Source organism: Pedobacter anseongensis (genome assembly GCF_037482965.1).
In the GTDB taxonomy this organism is placed as follows: domain Bacteria; phylum Bacteroidota; class Bacteroidia; order Sphingobacteriales; family Sphingobacteriaceae; genus Pedobacter; species Pedobacter anseongensis.
Genome location: NZ_JBBHKB010000001.1, coordinates 837,623 through 854,063, shown reverse-complemented (window position 1 = coordinate 854,063; position 16,441 = coordinate 837,623). Strand labels below are relative to the sequence as shown.

General features: G+C 38.2%; 17 protein-coding genes. 5 read left to right on the top strand and 12 right to left on the bottom strand.

The features are described from left to right. Window position 1: 1 nt before the first annotated feature. From WG904_RS03915 to WG904_RS03900, 4 genes are all read right to left on the bottom strand, one after another. The gene (locus WG904_RS03915) at window positions 2-1,282 is read right to left on the bottom strand and encodes a replication-associated recombination protein A (RefSeq protein ID WP_339577978.1); all 1,281 of its coding nucleotides are present in this window, start codon (window positions 1,280-1,282) and stop codon (window positions 2-4) included. A 75-nt stretch (window positions 1,283-1,357) separates the two neighbouring features. Next, window positions 1,358-2,572, bottom strand: a complete 1,215-nt coding sequence (locus WG904_RS03910) for a DEAD/DEAH box helicase (protein WP_339577977.1) — start codon at window positions 2,570-2,572, stop codon at window positions 1,358-1,360. 59 nt (window positions 2,573-2,631) lie between these two features. Further along, window positions 2,632-3,366, bottom strand: coding sequence for a DUF4197 domain-containing protein (locus WG904_RS03905; protein ID WP_339577976.1), 735 nt, complete (start codon window positions 3,364-3,366; stop codon window positions 2,632-2,634). Window positions 3,367-3,406: 40 nt separating this feature from the next. Beyond that, entirely contained in the window at window positions 3,407-5,278 is a 1,872-nt protein-coding gene (locus WG904_RS03900) for a vWA domain-containing protein (RefSeq protein ID WP_339577975.1), read from the bottom strand. A 127-nt stretch (window positions 5,279-5,405) separates the two neighbouring features. Here WG904_RS03900 and WG904_RS03895 point away from each other — a divergent pair, with 127 nt between their 5' ends. Genes WG904_RS03895 through WG904_RS03885 form a run of 3 tightly spaced genes read left to right on the top strand, consistent with a single transcriptional unit; the run spans window position 5,406 to window position 8,072 of the window. Continuing rightward, window positions 5,406-5,984, top strand: coding sequence for an RNA polymerase sigma factor (locus WG904_RS03895; RefSeq protein WP_339577974.1), 579 nt, complete (start codon window positions 5,406-5,408; stop codon window positions 5,982-5,984). Then, on the top strand, window positions 5,974-7,461 hold the full coding sequence (locus tag WG904_RS03890) for a carboxypeptidase-like regulatory domain-containing protein (protein WP_339577973.1): 1,488 nt from the start codon (window positions 5,974-5,976) through the stop codon (window positions 7,459-7,461). The genes WG904_RS03895 and WG904_RS03890 overlap by 11 nt, the downstream gene beginning before the upstream one ends. After that, a complete protein-coding gene (locus tag WG904_RS03885; RefSeq protein WP_339577972.1) occupies window positions 7,461-8,072 on the top strand; it encodes an FMN-binding negative transcriptional regulator in 612 nt (203 codons plus the stop codon). Before WG904_RS03890 ends, WG904_RS03885 begins: the two co-directional genes overlap by 1 nt. A gap of 88 nt (window positions 8,073-8,160) precedes the next feature. Here WG904_RS03885 and WG904_RS03880 read toward each other — a convergent pair whose 3' ends face one another. The 5 genes from WG904_RS03880 to WG904_RS03860 form a co-directional block, all read right to left on the bottom strand. After that, window positions 8,161-9,462 carry an inorganic phosphate transporter gene (locus WG904_RS03880; RefSeq protein WP_339577971.1) on the bottom strand — a complete coding sequence of 434 codons (1,302 nt, stop codon included), beginning with the start codon at window positions 9,460-9,462 and terminating at the stop codon, window positions 8,161-8,163. Between the two features lie 9 nt (window positions 9,463-9,471). Next, a complete protein-coding gene (locus WG904_RS03875) occupies window positions 9,472-10,113 on the bottom strand; it encodes a DUF47 domain-containing protein (RefSeq protein WP_339577970.1) in 642 nt (213 codons plus the stop codon). Window positions 10,114-10,209: 96 nt separating this feature from the next. After that, window positions 10,210-11,232 carry a sensor histidine kinase gene (locus tag WG904_RS03870; protein ID WP_339577969.1) on the bottom strand — a complete coding sequence of 341 codons (1,023 nt, stop codon included), beginning with the start codon at window positions 11,230-11,232 and terminating at the stop codon, window positions 10,210-10,212. 86 nt (window positions 11,233-11,318) lie between these two features. Next, window positions 11,319-12,095, bottom strand: coding sequence for a TIGR03915 family putative DNA repair protein (locus WG904_RS03865; protein ID WP_339577968.1), 777 nt, complete (start codon window positions 12,093-12,095; stop codon window positions 11,319-11,321). Window positions 12,096-12,146: 51 nt separating this feature from the next. Further along, entirely contained in the window at window positions 12,147-13,403 is a 1,257-nt protein-coding gene (locus WG904_RS03860) for a putative DNA modification/repair radical SAM protein (RefSeq protein ID WP_339577967.1), read from the bottom strand. Window positions 13,404-13,519: 116 nt separating this feature from the next. Here WG904_RS03860 and WG904_RS03855 point away from each other — a divergent pair, with 116 nt between their 5' ends. Next, window positions 13,520-13,675: a hypothetical protein gene (locus WG904_RS03855; protein ID WP_339577966.1), complete on the top strand. Its 156-nt coding sequence runs from the start codon at window positions 13,520-13,522 to the stop codon at window positions 13,673-13,675. On the opposite strand, the gene WG904_RS03850 is transcribed toward WG904_RS03855, so the two are convergent. From WG904_RS03850 to WG904_RS03840, 3 genes are all read right to left on the bottom strand, one after another. Then, the gene (locus WG904_RS03850) at window positions 13,648-14,295 is read right to left on the bottom strand and encodes an HD domain-containing protein (RefSeq protein ID WP_339577965.1); all 648 of its coding nucleotides are present in this window, start codon (window positions 14,293-14,295) and stop codon (window positions 13,648-13,650) included. The two genes, WG904_RS03855 and WG904_RS03850, sit on opposite strands and share 28 nt — an antisense overlap. Window positions 14,296-14,312: 17 nt before the next feature. Next, complete coding sequence (locus WG904_RS03845) at window positions 14,313-14,561, bottom strand: helix-turn-helix domain-containing protein (RefSeq protein WP_339577964.1); 249 nt, start codon at window positions 14,559-14,561, stop codon at window positions 14,313-14,315. A gap of 73 nt (window positions 14,562-14,634) precedes the next feature. Then, the gene (locus WG904_RS03840) at window positions 14,635-15,828 is read right to left on the bottom strand and encodes a THUMP domain-containing class I SAM-dependent RNA methyltransferase (protein ID WP_339578611.1); all 1,194 of its coding nucleotides are present in this window, start codon (window positions 15,826-15,828) and stop codon (window positions 14,635-14,637) included. A 207-nt stretch (window positions 15,829-16,035) separates the two neighbouring features. Here WG904_RS03840 and WG904_RS03835 point away from each other — a divergent pair, with 207 nt between their 5' ends. After that, the gene (locus tag WG904_RS03835; RefSeq protein ID WP_339578610.1) at window positions 16,036-16,404 is read left to right on the top strand and encodes a DUF3127 domain-containing protein; all 369 of its coding nucleotides are present in this window, start codon (window positions 16,036-16,038) and stop codon (window positions 16,402-16,404) included. Window positions 16,405-16,441 lie beyond the last annotated feature (37 nt).

Sequence of the window (16,441 nt, the reverse complement as noted above, 5' to 3'; positions counted from 1 at the left end):
ATTAGTAGTTGTATTTTTCTTTCCAATTCTGTTTTAGTTTCTCTCTCAATTTTTCTTCTGCTGGGTTTTTTCCTGGGTCGTACAACTTGGTGCCGCTTAATTGCTCAGGAAAATATTCTTGCGGAGAAAAATTCCCCTCATATCCATGCGAATATTGATAATCTTTTCCATACCCAAGGTTCTTCATTAATTTAGTAGGTGCGTTGCGTATAGGTAATGGGACGGGTAAATCGCCAGTTTGTTTCACCAATGCCAAGGCTTTATTTATCGCCTCATACGAAGCATTACTTTTAGGCGATGAGGCTAAATACGTTACGCATTGTGATAAAATTATTCTAGCCTCTGGATACCCGATTACATTTACGGCCGTAAAGCAATTATTTGCTAAAAGCAAGGCATTCGGATTGGCATTCCCAATATCTTCAGAAGATAAAATCAATAATCTGCGTGCAATAAATAGCGGGTCTTCTCCGCCTTCGATCATCCTCGCTAACCAATAGACCGCCGCATTTGGGTCGCTACCACGGATAGATTTAATGAATGCCGAAATAATATCATAATGTTGTTCTCCTGCTTTATCGTATAGCGCAAGATTTTGTTGTGCATGGTTTAGTACACTTTCGTTGGTGAGCGTAATTTCGTTTCCTCCGATACCGTTGATCGCGATTTCAAGAACATTGAGTAATTTCCTTGCATCCCCCCCAGATAAGCGAATCAATGCTTCGTGCTCTTTGATTTTAATCCTTTTCTCTTTTAAAACTATATCCTTTTCTATTGCTGTTTGTAAAAGTCCAGATAGCTCATCCTCACTTAAGCCTTGCAAAATATAGACTTGGCATCGAGAAAGTAAAGCCGATATGACCTCAAAAGATGGATTTTCTGTAGTGGCACCAATTAAGGTAACGAGCCCTCGCTCTACTGCACCCAACAAACTATCTTGCTGCGATTTACTGAAACGATGGATCTCGTCGATAAATAAGATAGGCAAGCCTAAGAAACTATCTTTCAATGCAGCGGCTTTATCGATTACTTCTCGAATATCTTTAACACCAGAATTTATGGCGCTTAAATTAAAAAATGGCCGATCTAAGCTTTGGGAAATGATATATGCTAAGGTAGTTTTACCTACTCCTGGTGGACCCCAAAAAATCATAGAAGGGAGTTGACCACTTTCTATCGCTTTACGCAATACCGCTTCGGGACCAACCAAATGCTTTTGCCCTACATACTCGTCCAAATTTTGAGGGCGCATCCGTTCGGCTAATGGCGGTAGGTTTTGCATAGCCTAAAAGTAATGAATTTTTAGGGCAAAATTGAAATTTACTTTTAGTTAAGCGCCAAGTCTCACAACTCGCAACTAAACCGTAGGTTTCGGTTTCTTCTTAAAGAACTTCTTCTTTCTAGGATAAGCTGTTCTTTCTGGTGCCGCATCGGCGGATGGTGCTTCGCCTAAATGTTCTGGCAAAGGCATGCGTTCTATTTGTCGTTCGATTAACTTCTCAATATTTGATAATTTTCGTTTATCCTTATTGTTAACCAAGGTAATGGCTGTTCCTTTAGTTTCGGCTCTTGCCGTTCTACCGATACGGTGGATATAATCTTCTGGGTCTTGAGGTGCGTCAAAATTAATCACTAAATCGATACCTGTAACGTCGATACCTCTGCTTAGCACATCCGTTCCAATAATTACATCAAGCTTGCTATTTTTAAAATCGAGCATAAGGGCTTCACGTTCTTTCTGCTCTAAATCGCTATGGAAAGCGGCTGCCCGAAGGCCTAATTTTTTAAAAACCTTGCCAAGCTCTTTCACTTTCTCTTTTCGTCCAGCAAAAACAATAATCCGTTTATAAGTGGTCGATTTAAGAATTTCGGTAAGTAAAGGTACTTTCTGCTCGTCGTGGATCAGGTAAACTTGCTGATTGATACCTTCTGCTGGTTTCGAAATGGCTAAACTTATTTGCTCAGGCTCTTGTAATAAAGTTGCTGCCAATTTTCTAATTTTTGGCGGCATGGTTGCCGAAAACATTACCGTTTGACGTTCCTTTGGTAAATACCCAACAATTTTCATAATGTCTTCATAAAAACCCATATCCAACATTCTGTCGGCCTCGTCTAACACTAAATATTTTAATTGATCCATTTTTAACAGACCCGACGAAAGATGAGCGATCAATCTCCCAGGTGTTGCAATAATAATATCTACACCTTCACGCATCGAACGTTTCTGTTGTTCATAGGCAATGCCATCGCCTCCGCCAAAAACAGTTAACGAACTAATATTAGTGAAATAGGAGAGTGCCTCTACCTGCAAATCGATTTGTTGAGCCAATTCTCGTGTTGGGGTAAGAATTAAGGTAGTATTATGCCTATCGTGATTTTCGGTAAGCATATTCATAATCGGCAATAAAAAAGCACCCGTTTTTCCGGTCCCCGTTTGTGCGCATGCAATAAGGTCTTTCTTGGCTAAAATAAGCGGAATGGCTTGTTGTTGTATCGGCGTAGCGTTCTTAAAACCCATGGCCAGTAAACCCTCTAAAAGTTCGGGGTTAAAATTAAAATCTTTAAAATCCAATGTTTTTTGTTGTAAAATACTGCATAAAAGTACCTTAAATTAAGGCAAAAAGCAAATTACTACTTCTTCGTATCGGCATAACCAAAAACCTTCTGCAATAAAGTAGTAGAACGTGCGCTAATATTTTCCCTAATTTTTAACTCTTCTAAGGCTACTTGATAAAACATTCCATCTATCGCTTTTTGAGCAACATAATTTGAAAGATTCGTATTCACAGGTTTAACCAATGGAATTTTGTTATATGCACTTGCTGCATCGCTCCAATATTTAGTCGCCCCAACTTTACTTAAACTTGTAGTAATCACAGGTTCAAATTTTTGCAAGAGTTGTTGGGTAGTTACGCGCTTAAAATAGGTGGTTGCTGCATCCTTGTTGCCAAGCAAAATGTTAGTAGCATCGGTAATGGTCATTTGCTTAATGGCGGCAATAAAAATTGGTTTGGCTTCTTTTGCAGCATCTTCGGCAGCACGATTGATACTTACAATAACATTGTCGGCCAATGCATTGAAACCAAGGCTACGTAGCGTTTTCTCTACTTTTTGCGCTTCTGGAGGAAATAAAATTTTGATGGCCAAGTTTCCTAAAAATCCATCTTTCGCCGAAAGTTTATCAGAACCTTGTGAAGTGCCAATTTCTAATGCTTGCTTTAGGCCTGCTCCAATTTCTAAAACAGTAGGGTTGCCATTGGTTGGAATTTGCTTTAAAATGCTCCCGATTTTATTTTGGCTTTGCACATCACAACCGCTTAATGTAAGTAGAACCGCGGCAAAAAAATAAACACTAATCTTCTTCATATGATTTGCTTTAAAAGATTAGTGTTTATTCAGCTAACCCTTATTCTTCTTTTGCAATAGTAAGCAAATCTCTTGCCATTAACGCTGTAGACTTCGCCAATTTTAAAAATTCAGCGCGATAGCCTTCTTTATCTTTGCCCAAGGCTGCAGTTGCCAATGCGATTACCTGCTCGTAACTGCTATTCTGCTTAAAATCTGACCCACGTAAAAGCATTCCAAACTCTGCAACAGCAGCTGCAAACCTAAAGTTATCACTTGTATTGGTTTGTACGTTATCCATTACCACTTTCTGTAGGTTTTTACTAGTGTTTTCATCGGGTTTTTTATAGCGTAATTTAATCGTTAACATTTCATTGCCTGGGTATGAAAATTCTGGTTTAGGTGTAGCTTGATATTTTAAATCATCTACCGACCCGGCAAAACTACTTTTTATACCAATCGGTATAATTTCGTAAAGTGCGGTTACGGTATGGCCGGCACCCATTTCTCCAGCGTCTTTTAAATCATTATTAAAATCTTCGTCTTTAAGCATTCTATTTTCATAGCCAATTAAACGGTATGCTTGTACTTTTGCTGGATTGAACTCGATCTGTAATTTCACATCCTTTGCTACCGTAAACAATGTTCCACCAAATTCGTTGACCAACACTTTTCTGGCTTCATTGATATTGTCGATATAGGCATAATTTCCATTTCCTTTATTGGCTAAAATCTCCATTTTACTGTCCTTATAATTCCCCATTCCATAGCCCAAAACGGTTAAAAATATTCCGCTTTTTCGCTTTTGTTCAATTAATTGTTGCATGTCGCTATCGCTACTTGCACCTACATTAAAATCGCCATCGGTAGCTAAAATGATTCGGTTATTTCCACCTTTTATAAAGTTCTCGCTGGCTACTTTATAGGCCAGTTGTATGCCTTCACCACCTGCAGTTGAACCACCTGCAGCTAATTTATTTAAAGCTTCTTTAATGGTCCCTTTAGCGTCACCATTGGTAGCTGGAAGAACTAAACCTGAATTGCCGGCATACACTACAATAGCTACTTTATCTTTTGCTCTTAGTTGATCGGTTAATAATTTTAGGGATGAAATCAGTAAAGGTAGTTTGTTGGTTGCGTTCATCGAGCCAGACACATCAATCAAGAACACCAAATTTGAAGCAGGTAGATTGTCGGTGTGTATGCTTTTAGCCTTTAAGCCAATTTTAACCAATCTATGCTTGTTATTCCATGGGGCAGGGGCTAACTCCGTTTCAATGTTTACGGGATTGTTGCCAATTGGTTGCTCGTATTCGTAATCAAAATAATTAATCATTTCTTCAATTCGAACCGCATCTTTTGGAGGGAGGTTGCCATTGTTGATAAATCTTCGAACATTGCTATAAGACGCTGCATCAACATCAATAGAGAAGGTAGATAATGGGCTTTTGCTCACGTTATGGAATTCATTTTCGCTAATGCCGACATAGCTTTCTGTTGCTGCGGGCGATATTTGCATCCCTGCAACTTTGCTTTGCAAGCCTGAGTACCTTTTACTCTCCTTCTGAGCTACAAACGATAGAGCCTCTTGATGCATAATACCCCCAGCTGTAACCACTACTTCCTTTAAGTGGTTGTTGTTTACCTTAAGCTTAACATCGATAAACTTTTGGTTCCCCAATTTTATGGTCTGGCTCGTAAAACCCATATAGGTGATAGTTAATTTAGTATCGGTTTCAGGTAGTTGCATGGTAAACTTACCCTTGCCATCGGTAACGGCCAAAGTCTGACTTGGAAAACTTTTTAAATGGGCACCAGCAATGGCTAGTCCGTCGGCATCAGAAAGCACTTGTCCGCTTACGTTTCGGAGCGTACCTGCTTTAAATCCTACAAAAAGAATGAGCAGGAAAATGGGTGTCAAAAATTTCTTCATGATTGAGTTTATTAAGTGAATAAAAGGTGATTGGTTTTTTAATAGTGATGTAAGGTTTATCAGATTTCCATACCCTTATCGAAAAATATTTTTTATACTTGAGCAAATAATTCGGAAAAACCCAATTTTGAAGTTTATAAAAAACACATCTAAAGACAATACGCAAGACGACCTTGCACTTATTGCTAGCTACAAGCTAAATGGCGATTTGGAGGTTTTGGGTGTGCTTTATAACCGATACATGCATTTGGTTTTTGGGGTCTGCTTTAACTATTTTAAAGACGAAGAGCAAAGTAAAGATGCGGTAATGCAAATTTTTGAAGAGTTGGTGGTAAAGCTAAAAGTACATCAGGTACAAAACTTTAAAAGTTGGCTGCATGTTCTTTCGCGTAATCATTGTCTGATGGCCCTACGGAAGTCGTCTAAAAATCCAACCGTTTCTTTAGAAGATAATTTTGTGGAAAACAACGATTTTGTGCATCTTGATATCGACGATGCAAAAGAGACACAGTTAACGGTGATGGAGAAATGTATGGAAACCTTACCAGAAGAGCAGCGCAAAAGTGTAGAATTATTCTATTTACAAGAAAAATGCTACAAAGAAGTTGCTGATATAACAGGATATGATATGTTAAAAGTGAAGAGTTATATCCAAAATGGAAAACGGAATTTGAAAATTTGCATAGAAAAGAACAGTGAACAATAACGAGTGGTTAGCTATAGATGTATTGGAAGATTACCTGGATGGTAAGCTTGATGCCAAAACTATGCATCGGATTGAGCGAATTTCGCTCGAAGATCCATTTGTGGCCGAAGCCTTAGCGGGCTTAAGTTTGTCGCCAAAAAGAACGCAATCTTTATCTTTATTGCAAAAGCAATTGCAAGAGCGAATTGCTCAAAAACCGATTGAAGTTAAACGTTGGCAGATTACTTCGCAACGATTAAGTATTGCAGCTGCTGCGGCTGTGCTTTTTGTAACGGTGAGTTTATTGTTTTGGATGAGGGAAAGTAGTAACCGCGAAAAGATTGCAGCAAGTGCACCAAAAAAAGTTGAAGTGGCGATAGCAGCTACGAATGAACCGGAAAAGGCGAGCATAAAGGCAAAGGAAGAAGTGGAAAAACTGATTGGTGAAACAAAGAAGAATAGGTATGCAAATAAATTACCAAAGCAACCCACAAAAGCAACCCTAACGGCCATCAATTCAGCGGCCGATATTTCAAAAGCTTCATTGGAGAATAAAAACGACGAGATATCTTTACGTACTACAATGGCTCAGGAGAAAAAAAAGGAGTTAGCAGTGAAACAAGCTGCTTCTGCTTTATCTGGAAAGGTTGCGGGAATACAAATTAACAGACGTAATCTAATTAATGGTGTGGTTTATGGTGACGATAAAATGCCTATTCCAGGGGCAACGGTTAAGTTAAAAGAATCTTCGCAAAGCGTAACCACAGATAAAAAAGGACATTTTAATTTAGCAATAGATAGCCTATTAAAAAACCCCACACTTAATGTGGCATATTTAGGTTTTATGCCTAAAGAGGTAAGCGTTAAAAATAATGAAAATCTTGCTATCGAATTAAGACCAAGCGCTGAATCATTAAATGAAGTGGTTGTTAACGCAGAAGGGGTTAATAAAAAGGTGCTAGAGGCTCAAAAAAATAATCTAGTTGTTAAAGGAGTTGTTTTAGATGAAAATAATAGGCCAATTGCTGGCGCGGTTGTAAAGCTGAATGAAGGTCGGAAAATGGTAATCGTGAACTCAAATGGCGAATTTAGTTTAAAATTAGATAGTATCACGGGTAATCCAAAGCTTAATGTTCTCCATGGGGGGTATCTACCTAAGCAAGTAGACGCGATTCCAAACGAAGAAATTATTGTGCAACTCATAAAACCCACCGAACCTTATCACATTGTGTTAGGGGGACCCACACCAATTGATGGTTTGCCTTCTTACAATAAGTATTTGAAATCTAATAATAGGCTAACACAAAACGGATACATTTACAAGGATGTATTACTTCGTTTTGATATTGATAAGGAAGGGCGTCCTTCAGATATAAAAGTTCAATATGGCATAGATAAAATACATGATGAAGAGGCCATTCGTTTAGTAAAAGAAGGTCCCAAGTGGAATTTTCGCCCAGTCGGACATAATGCTGTTACTCTATCTGTTCAATTCTAATGTATAAAAACCCTCAATTCGAAGAAAAGGATACAGATAAGCTTGTCGCATTTATGCAAGCCCATTCTTTTATCACCCTTATCGGTTATGATGGCGATTATCCTGTAGCTACGCAAGTTCCCGTGAAAATTGAAAATCGTGAAGATAAAATCGTTCTTATCGGTCACGTAATGAAAAAAACGGATCATCATCAAGCCTGTGCTAAAAACGAAAATGTGTTAGCCTTATTTACGGGGGCTCATGCTTACATTAGTGCTTCAGTTTATCGAGATCCGGCAGTTGCATCAACCTGGAATTATAGTGCTGTACAAGCTAAAGGAAAAATTAAGTTGCTGAACGAGGCAGAAACCCGAGAAGTAATTAAAGAATTAACCAATAGTTACGAAAATCCTGAAACAAGCAAGGCGGCATTTCATCACATGAGCGAAGACTACATCGAGAAAAACCTAAAAGCAATAAGTGGTTTCGAGATTTCAGTAGAAAGTATGACTGGCGTTTTCAAATTAAGCCAAAACCACCCCGCTGTAAATAGGGAAAATATTATCAATCATTTAGCTTCGAGCAACGATGCGAACGACCAGCAAGTTGCGGAAGACATGAAGAAAGTCTAGAGTCGGGAATACATAGTCTTGAGTCTATTCCTACTTGAAGAAATCGTCATATCTAGTGAGCGCGGAGACGAGATAGTCGAAATAATCTTTATCCCAAGAAAAAGCTCAAAATATAATAAATAATCGCTGCTAATAAAGCCGAGATCGGGATAGTTAATACCCACGCCCAGATTAATTTTATCGTTACCCCCCATTTTACAGCAGAAACGCCTTTCGTTAATCCCGAGCCAATAATCGAACCGGTGATGGTGTGCGTAGTACTTACAGGGATTTTTAAGTGTTCGGTAAAATATAAAGTTAATGCACCTGCAGTTTCAGCAGTTACTCCTTCAAAAGGGGTAACTTTAGTTATTTTTGAGCCCATCGTTTTCACAATTTTCCATCCGCCACTTAAAGTCCCGGCAGCGATGGCACTATAACAAGCTAAGGGTATCCAAGCAGGCATGTGTCCAGCAATTTCTTCACCATTAGGTCCTTTAGAAGGCAGGGCCACATGAAGCCAGGTTGGTAAACTCTCCATTGCTACCCCACTGGTATGGATATAAACCACAACTGCTGCAGCGATAATGCCCATTACTTTTTGTGAGTCGTTACCACCGTGGCCTAGGCTAAACGATGCAGAAGATAATAACTGCATTTTTCGTAACCAAGCGGTAGATTGCGATAAGTTCAAGCTGCTAAAAATTAAGCAAAAGAAACTTATCGATAAGACAATAAAAGCAACCAATAACCATTTAATGTTATGCGATTCTAGTATTACGCTTAAAAAATGGGATTCAAAACGGGGTTTTTCAATTTCGCTATAAAAAAGCATTTGTTTAGTAACGAACCATACTGTGGCTATAATTAAAACCGAAGTAAATACTTTTGGCCAAATGCTTTTTTTCGAAGAGTGCAGGAGCCAAATCGAGATAAAGTATGATACAATTGCACCGATAAAAGGTGCAAGCACAATAAAGCCAATAATTACCAATACTCCTGTTGGCATTTCACCAGATTTACCTTCTTTATACCAATTTACTACATTTATGCCTGCATGCGCAATAGCAGCACCCGCAAAACCACCGATTAGGGTGTGCGAAGAACTCGATGGAATACCGAACCACCAGGTAAATAAATTCCAAATAATAGCTGCAATTACACCAGCGAGGATTACCACTAAATTAATATCCATGGTATGTGCAGTTTTGGCAACTGTATCGGCTACGCCAAAACCAAATACCCAATAGGCTAAGAAGTTAAAGAATGCAGCCCAAACTACGGCTTGAAACGGACTTAAAACTTTTGTTGCTACAATAGTTGCGATAGCATTTGCCGCATCATGAAAACCATTGATGTAGTCGAAAATCAGTGCTAAACCGATAATTACAAATAAAAGGGTTAAGGTCATGTTTTTAGCTTATGCGTTTTTAACCAAAATAGATTCCAATACGTTTGCTGCATCCTCACATTTATCGGTTGCAATCTCCATCGTTTGTAAAACTTCTTTTTGCTTAATTAATTCTATAGCATTAGTTTCGAATTCAAATAAACGTGCGATAGCAAGATTACATACATAATCGGCCTGGTTCTCGGCACTATTAATTCTTACACAGGCATCGGCAATTACACGGATGTTTTTGAAGCTTCTTAACTCTTTGATTGCCTTTTCAAGGTCTCCGCACATTTCAACTAACAGTTCGGCGAGTTTAATCATGGCATCGCCAATGTTGGTTACCTGATACAATTCGATGTTACCTGCAGTAGCATGGATATAATCGGCAATATCGTCGATTGCGCTGGCGAGGGTATGGATATCTTCGCGATCAAATGGCGTGATAAAATTCTTACTTAATTCGATAAAGATGGTATGTGTAATATCATCTCCAACGTGTTCTAGTCGTTCAACTTCTTTAATGGCTTCTTTCCTTTTTTCCATGTCGTTCGTGGTTACTACCACTAATAAGGCCTCTGCAATTTTTAAAACATTGCTTCCTGCTTGTTCAAACAAGGGTTGAAATTTTTTATCTTTCGGAGTAAAGAAGCTAAAAATACTGTTCATGTTGATTTAAATAATATATGCTGCAAAGCTACAACCGCAATGTTAAGTTAATGTTAACAAACACATGAATTTCGAAACTTGATTTGTTAGCTCCTTTTACCCCTTCTCCAACGTAAACGCAAATGTTGTCCCAATATTTGGTGTACTTCGAACGGAAATGGTTTGTTGATGGGCTTCTAGAATGTGCTTTACAATAGCTAAGCCCAATCCTGTTCCACCTTCTTTTCGCGAACGATGCGAGTCGATGCGGTAAAAACGTTCGAATAATCGAGTAAGGTGTTTTTCTTCTATGCCGATGCCATCATCAGTTACCTCAATTAGGTACTGATCGTGAAGTTCGAAAATTTTAATCGCCGTAGAGCCGTTATCATTCCCATATTTGATGGAGTTTTGAAGGAGGTTGATTAAGATTTGTCTCACTTTTTCTCGGTCGGCATTTACCAGTGTTGGGGTAGCATATTTTTCTTTAAATGATAATTTGATATGGTGACTATTTGCACTATCTTCCAAACCGTCCATTACTTCTCTGGCGAGGGGTACAAAATCAAACTTTTCGTAATTGATAGGCATCTCGCCCGTTTCCAATTTAGAAATGGAATCTAAATCGTTGATGAGGTAACTCAACCGCTCTACATTATTTTCGGCCTTTTTTAAAAATTTCATCGCCATTTCTGGATCGTCTGTTAAGCAATCTTGTAAGGTCTCGATGTAACCTTGAATGGCAAAAAGGGGGGTTTTAAATTCATGTGAAACATTTGACAAGAACTCTTTACGGAACTGCTCTTGCTTTTTTAGCAAATCTATTTCTCTTTTTTTTGCGCCCGCCCACTCTTTCACTTCCTGTTCTACATCACCTATAGGGTCCGAGCTTTTATATTCGCCCAGCGCTTCTTTTAAATCTTTTCCAAGCTTAAGGTTGTGAATTAACTTATAAATCAGTTTAATTTTAGTGTAAATATATTTTTCTAATAAATAATAAAATACCAAGAAACTAGTAACAAAAGAGACCCCGAATGAAATTAGTAAATAATACCAACTACCCTGAAAATGAAAATTAACTAAGCCGATAGAAAGGCCCACGGCAAGGGCTGTGATTAAAACAAGTACACTTAGTTTCATGAAGCTAATTTACGGATTCTAGGTTAAGAAAATGTTAAAGGGAAATTTTAGTGTATTTTCTAATTTTGACTATTTGAGGATAATATCTAACTAAATTCTTTTTCGGTTAAATATTTCCAGTACCTTTTTGGTACATGTTTAACATGCAGTTTGGTGTTTTTTCTTGAAACGATATTGGTGCTTTTAAAATAATCTCTCCATAAGACGGAGTACAATTTTTCTTTAGGGGCCATTACTAAAGAGGGATTGTTTTTAGCGAAATCGCTGAAATCCATATTAACTTCTTCAACAGTTTTTAAATTATAGTATAATCCGTATTTTCGTTTGATGTCATAAACCAGCCAATGCTGGTCGGCATATCTATCTTTAAAGTGCTTTACAATTAAAGGCAGTACATTAAAATCGGGATCGATTCCACAATAGAAAATACCATCTTTGGTTTCTTTGAAACGGATAAAAGCTTCCATTCGGTGTTTTTCGCGTTCAACGCTTTTCGCATATTTCGAGATGGCAAGCACGTGCTCGTTACTGTAGTTTTTTTCTGCTTGGGGCGGCTGATTAAAGATGTAGGCTATAAAATGGAAGATGTGATTATAAGCTTCGGGAATTTCTGATAAATAGCTGCAATATAATTTTCTTAAAGAGGCTTTATCGAGCCTTTTCTGCAAGCCTTTCCATACTCGGTCTGCTTTTTCGCGATTTGTATAAATTGTTAACTCAGTAGAAAAGGCATCGGGCTGATGAGTGGAGTTTAGCATTAATTTAGTGTCTCCGGGTTTTCTTTCAAACCATTCGAATACTGCAGTAAGTAAGCCTTCTAAGGAACCGTCGAATAGGTATATTTTCATTAGTTCATTTATCATACGTGCATGAAAAATTAATTTCCAAATTCTCAAATCGGCACATTTTCAAATTTAAAACAGTAATAGCTGATTATCTGCTGTTTTTAAATATTTACTCTCACTTTCTGAAAGGATAAATCCCTTAATTTGATGGGCTTGAAAATCCTTTAACTGAAAAGGAGAGTCGATGCATTTAATAAAATGTTTAGCGCGATTATAAGCTACACCTATTTTTTTGAGCTGATCTATTCTTAACTTCCCAAATTTTCTTGCTTGGATAATTTTATTGGCCGATTGAATGCCAATTCCAGGAATGCGCATGATCATCCGATAGGCTGCGGTGTTAATGTCGACCGGAAAGTGCTGTAAATTCTTTAGTGCCCAACTCAGTTTTGGATCGATATCCGTTTCGAGATGGGGATTTTCATCATTTAAAATCTCCCTTATGTTAAAGCCATAAAAACGCATTAGCCAATCGGTTTGATAAAGTCTATTTTCGCGCAATAAAGGAGGTTTTGTGCCTAAAACTGGCATTCGTGTATCGTTACTTATAGGTATATAGCCCGAATAATATACCCTCCGCAGCGCAAAATTTTTGTAATAAGCATCGGCAGTATACATAATATCTTTATCCGTTTCGGGTGTGGCGCCAATTACCATTTGGGTGCTTTGTCCGGCTGGTACAAACTTTGGAACCTGCTTAATCAGCTTTTTCTCGTCTTTAAATTGGATAATTTGCTTGTTTACGAAATCTAAAGGTTTAATCACGTCTGCGTGACTTTTCTCGGGAGCTAATAATTTTAACCCAACTTCAGTTGGCATTTCGAGGTTAATGCTCATCCGATCGGCATATAAACCTGCCTCGCGAATCAAGTCTTCACTCGCGCCTGGAATGGTTTTTAAATGGATGTAACCATTATAATTTTCCTCCAAACGCAATTTTTTAACCACTCTTAATAAACGTTCCATCGTAAAATCGGCATTCTTAAAAATGCCAGAACTTAGAAATAAGCCTTCGATATAATTTCTGCGGTAGAAATTCATGGTTAGGGCAACCACCTCATCAACCGTAAATGCCGCGCGTTCTATATCGTTACTTTTTCTCGAAACGCAATATGCGCAGTCGAAAATGCAATGGTTGGTTAATAAAATTTTCAATAGCGAAACGCATCGGCCGTCTTCAGTATAGGTATGGCAAATGCCAGAACTATGCCCGTTACCAACACCTTTATTCGTGTTTTTTCTGTCACTTCCGCTCGAAGAGCAAGACACATCGTATTTGGCAGCATCAGCTAATAGGTTTAGCTTTTCACGAATTCTATCAAACATAGGAAAAAATTTACTAACAAAATAGTAATTAAAACTAAAAATATTAGTAAATAAAATATAGCCTGGAGCTATAAAATGATGTAGGAAATGATTACCTTCACTAAATACACCCACTTATGAAGATTTTAAATAAACTGCTTTTACTTGCCGTTTTACTAATGGCAAATTCAACTTCATTATTTGCTGATAGCCAAACTACTAATACTGTTATTGGAAATGGTATTGGAATGGGAAGTGCATTGGCTTATCTTTTACCTTCCCACTCCCCATAAAACTGTTCCAAATAATTAAGCATAAACTGATGACGCTCCAAAGCAATGGCCTTTCCTGTTGCTGTATTCATGGTATCCTTTAGAAGCAATAATTTTTCGTAAAAATGATTAATGGTAGGGGCAGTAGTGTTTTTATAGCTTTCTTTTGAATGATTTAAAACGGGCGCTATAGCATGATCGTACAAAACTCGATTTTTATATCCACCATAGGTGAACGCTCTTGCAATACCAATTGCGCCAATGGCATCTAAGCGATCGGCATCTTGTACAATTTGCATTTCTTTTGAAGTAAAGCCGCCCGAATCAAAACTATTTTTAAACGACATGTTTTGGATAATCAGTTTTACATGGTCGATAATAGCACGCTCAACTTTAATAGAATTTAAAAAAGCTTCCGCTTTGTTTGGCCCAATTTCTTCATCACCATCATTAAATTTTGGATCGGCGATATCGTGCAGCAAAGCAGCAAATGAAACCACGAATTCATCACCTTTTTCGATGCTATTGATGGTTAAAGCGGTTTTAAACACCCTTTCGATGTGGAACCAATCGTGCCCAGCTTCGGCATTGGCTAGCGTTAATTTAACAAAGTTGATGGTTTGCTGAATAGAATGATGCATTCGCAAATATAGAAAACTTACCTGCGACGATTGTATTTTTCTGCATCAAATTGAAGAAGTTCCATGACTTCGACTTCTAAAATAATGGCAATATGGAAAAGCCTGTCTAATGTAATTTTACTATAGCCCAATTCAATTTTGCTATAAGCGTTTTGTGATATCTCTAATTTGGCGGCTAAATAGTCTTGCGTATAATTTCTATACTCACGGACCTTACGGATATTGCCGGCCACCGCCTTCATCTCTAATTTTAATTTCTCTTTCATAAAATAAAGCAAAATCTATGATCTTGCCCTATTAACGAAAAAAGGGGGTAGAAGGTTTTAAATAATTAGTTAATTAGCCTTGAGATGGCTTAGGGCGCTCTTCTTCAGGCCTTCTACTGCCATCGTATAGCTCATATTCGAGCATGCGACAGTCTAACTTACCATTATAGAATTCTATTTTTTTATCGGCCTTTAAGCCGATTTTTTTTGCCAAATCGGGATTTCCTGTAAAGATATAACCAAAGTAACCTTTGCATTTCTTTTTCATGAAATCGCCAATGCGCTTATAGGTTAGCTCCAGTTTACTGTGTACCCCCAAACGTTCTCCATATTCGGGATTAAAAACAACAACGCCTTTCCCGCCTTCTGGAACATCAGTATCTTCAAAATCGCATATTTCGAAGGTAATTAAGGTATCTACACCGGCCGTTTTTGCATTGCGGCGACTTACTTCAATCGCATCTTCAGAAATATCGGTTGCAATAATTTGGAGGGCTGTATTTTTGATCACTTGATCCTTCAATAGCCTTCGCTCCGCAAAAAAAACTTCTTCATTATAACCCAAAATGTGCATAAAACCATAGTTCATTCTGAACAGGCCAGGTCGGCGGTTTGTGGCGATTAAAGCCGCTTCGATGGCTAAAGTACCCGAACCACACATCGGATTAATAAAGGGAGACTTTTGATCCCAGGCACTGGCCAACACTACGCTAGCGGCCAAAGCTTCTAACATTGGTGCTTTTCCGGGAATTTTACGATACCCGTGTTTAGCTAAGGTTTCGCCACTGGTGTCGATAAATACATCCGCTTCGTCGTCTTTCCAATATAAATGGATCACGGTTTTATTGGCGTCTGAACCCGAATTTGGACGGATATTTTTCTTTTCTCTAAAACGATCTACAATGGCATCTTTTACCTTTAAATTGGCAAAAAGAGGGGTGGTGATGGTAGGATTATCAACGTTCGACGTAACTGAAAAATAACCTGCAAAGTCGATTAATTCTTCCCATTCTATAGCCACCAAAGCCGTGTAAAGCTCGTCGGGCGTGTTGGCTTTAAAGCTATTGATGCAATACAAAATCTGGCTCGCGCAACGCAAATTTAGGTTTAATTTTATGCACTCGGTAAGCGTAATGTTTAACTCAACACCGGTCGGAAAAGAGCGCTCAATCTCATAGCCTAAAGCAACCACTTCATCTTGTAAATAAGGCGAGAGCCTTTTATTGCAGGTAATAATAACCTTGCTTTTCGTTTCGAAAACTTGCATCATAGTAGGGCAAAGATAGGGTTTTAGTACTTAGTATTTAGTAGTAAGACGAAGTGCTTAGACTGGCAGATCGGTATGCGTCCAATCAGGATACTACTTACAATGTACTAAATACTAAAAAAACTGTGGAAAACTTGATTCATTTTTCTTCTGAGATATCAATAAAAATTTGGAGATTTGAGTGAAGACGAAATTATTAGCATTGATATGGAAATTAAAGGAAAAGTGCACGAAGTTGGGGCATTACAACAAGTAAGTGAAACGTTCAAAAAACGTGATTTGATTATAGAGTACGCAGAAAACCCAACCTATCCAGAGTACATTAGGTTCGAAGCCTTGCAAGATAAAACAGCTTTGTTCGACTCATTAAAACAAGGTGATGAAGTAGAGGTTTCTTTTAATCTGCGTGGCAGACCGTGGACCAATAAAGAAGGGGTAACTTCTTATTTTAACAGTTTAGTGGTTTGGCGTTTAACAACCTTAACCAATACGGCTGCCGCAACTGCAGCTCCACAATATGCACCACCAGTAGATCTTAATGCTACAGCAGGTGAGGAAGATGACCTTCCATTCTAAGATCTTTTTTAAGAAAACAATTTAGGCAATGCCGTTT

Coding starts and splice junctions, on each gene's coding strand:
- WG904_RS03915 (WP_339577978.1), bottom strand. CDS start 1,282: ATGCAAAACCTACCGCCATTAGCCGAACGGATGCGCCCTCAAAATTTG.
- WG904_RS03905 (WP_339577976.1), bottom strand. CDS start 3,366: ATGAAGAAGATTAGTGTTTATTTTTTTGCCGCGGTTCTACTTACATTA.
- WG904_RS03900 (WP_339577975.1), bottom strand. CDS start 5,278: ATGAAGAAATTTTTGACACCCATTTTCCTGCTCATTCTTTTTGTAGGA.
- WG904_RS03885 (WP_339577972.1), top strand. CDS start 7,461: ATGTATAAAAACCCTCAATTCGAAGAAAAGGATACAGATAAGCTTGTC.
- WG904_RS03880 (WP_339577971.1), bottom strand. CDS start 9,462: ATGACCTTAACCCTTTTATTTGTAATTATCGGTTTAGCACTGATTTTC.
- WG904_RS03875 (WP_339577970.1), bottom strand. CDS start 10,113: ATGAACAGTATTTTTAGCTTCTTTACTCCGAAAGATAAAAAATTTCAA.
- WG904_RS03870 (WP_339577969.1), bottom strand. CDS start 11,232: ATGAAACTAAGTGTACTTGTTTTAATCACAGCCCTTGCCGTGGGCCTT.
- WG904_RS03865 (WP_339577968.1), bottom strand. CDS start 12,095: ATGATAAATGAACTAATGAAAATATACCTATTCGACGGTTCCTTAGAA.
- WG904_RS03860 (WP_339577967.1), bottom strand. CDS start 13,403: ATGTTTGATAGAATTCGTGAAAAGCTAAACCTATTAGCTGATGCTGCC.
- WG904_RS03855 (WP_339577966.1), top strand. CDS start 13,520: ATGAAGATTTTAAATAAACTGCTTTTACTTGCCGTTTTACTAATGGCA.
- WG904_RS03850 (WP_339577965.1), bottom strand. CDS start 14,295: ATGCATCATTCTATTCAGCAAACCATCAACTTTGTTAAATTAACGCTA.
- WG904_RS03845 (WP_339577964.1), bottom strand. CDS start 14,561: ATGAAAGAGAAATTAAAATTAGAGATGAAGGCGGTGGCCGGCAATATC.
- WG904_RS03840 (WP_339578611.1), bottom strand. CDS start 15,828: ATGCAAGTTTTCGAAACGAAAAGCAAGGTTATTATTACCTGCAATAAA.
- WG904_RS03835 (WP_339578610.1), top strand. CDS start 16,036: ATGGAAATTAAAGGAAAAGTGCACGAAGTTGGGGCATTACAACAAGTA.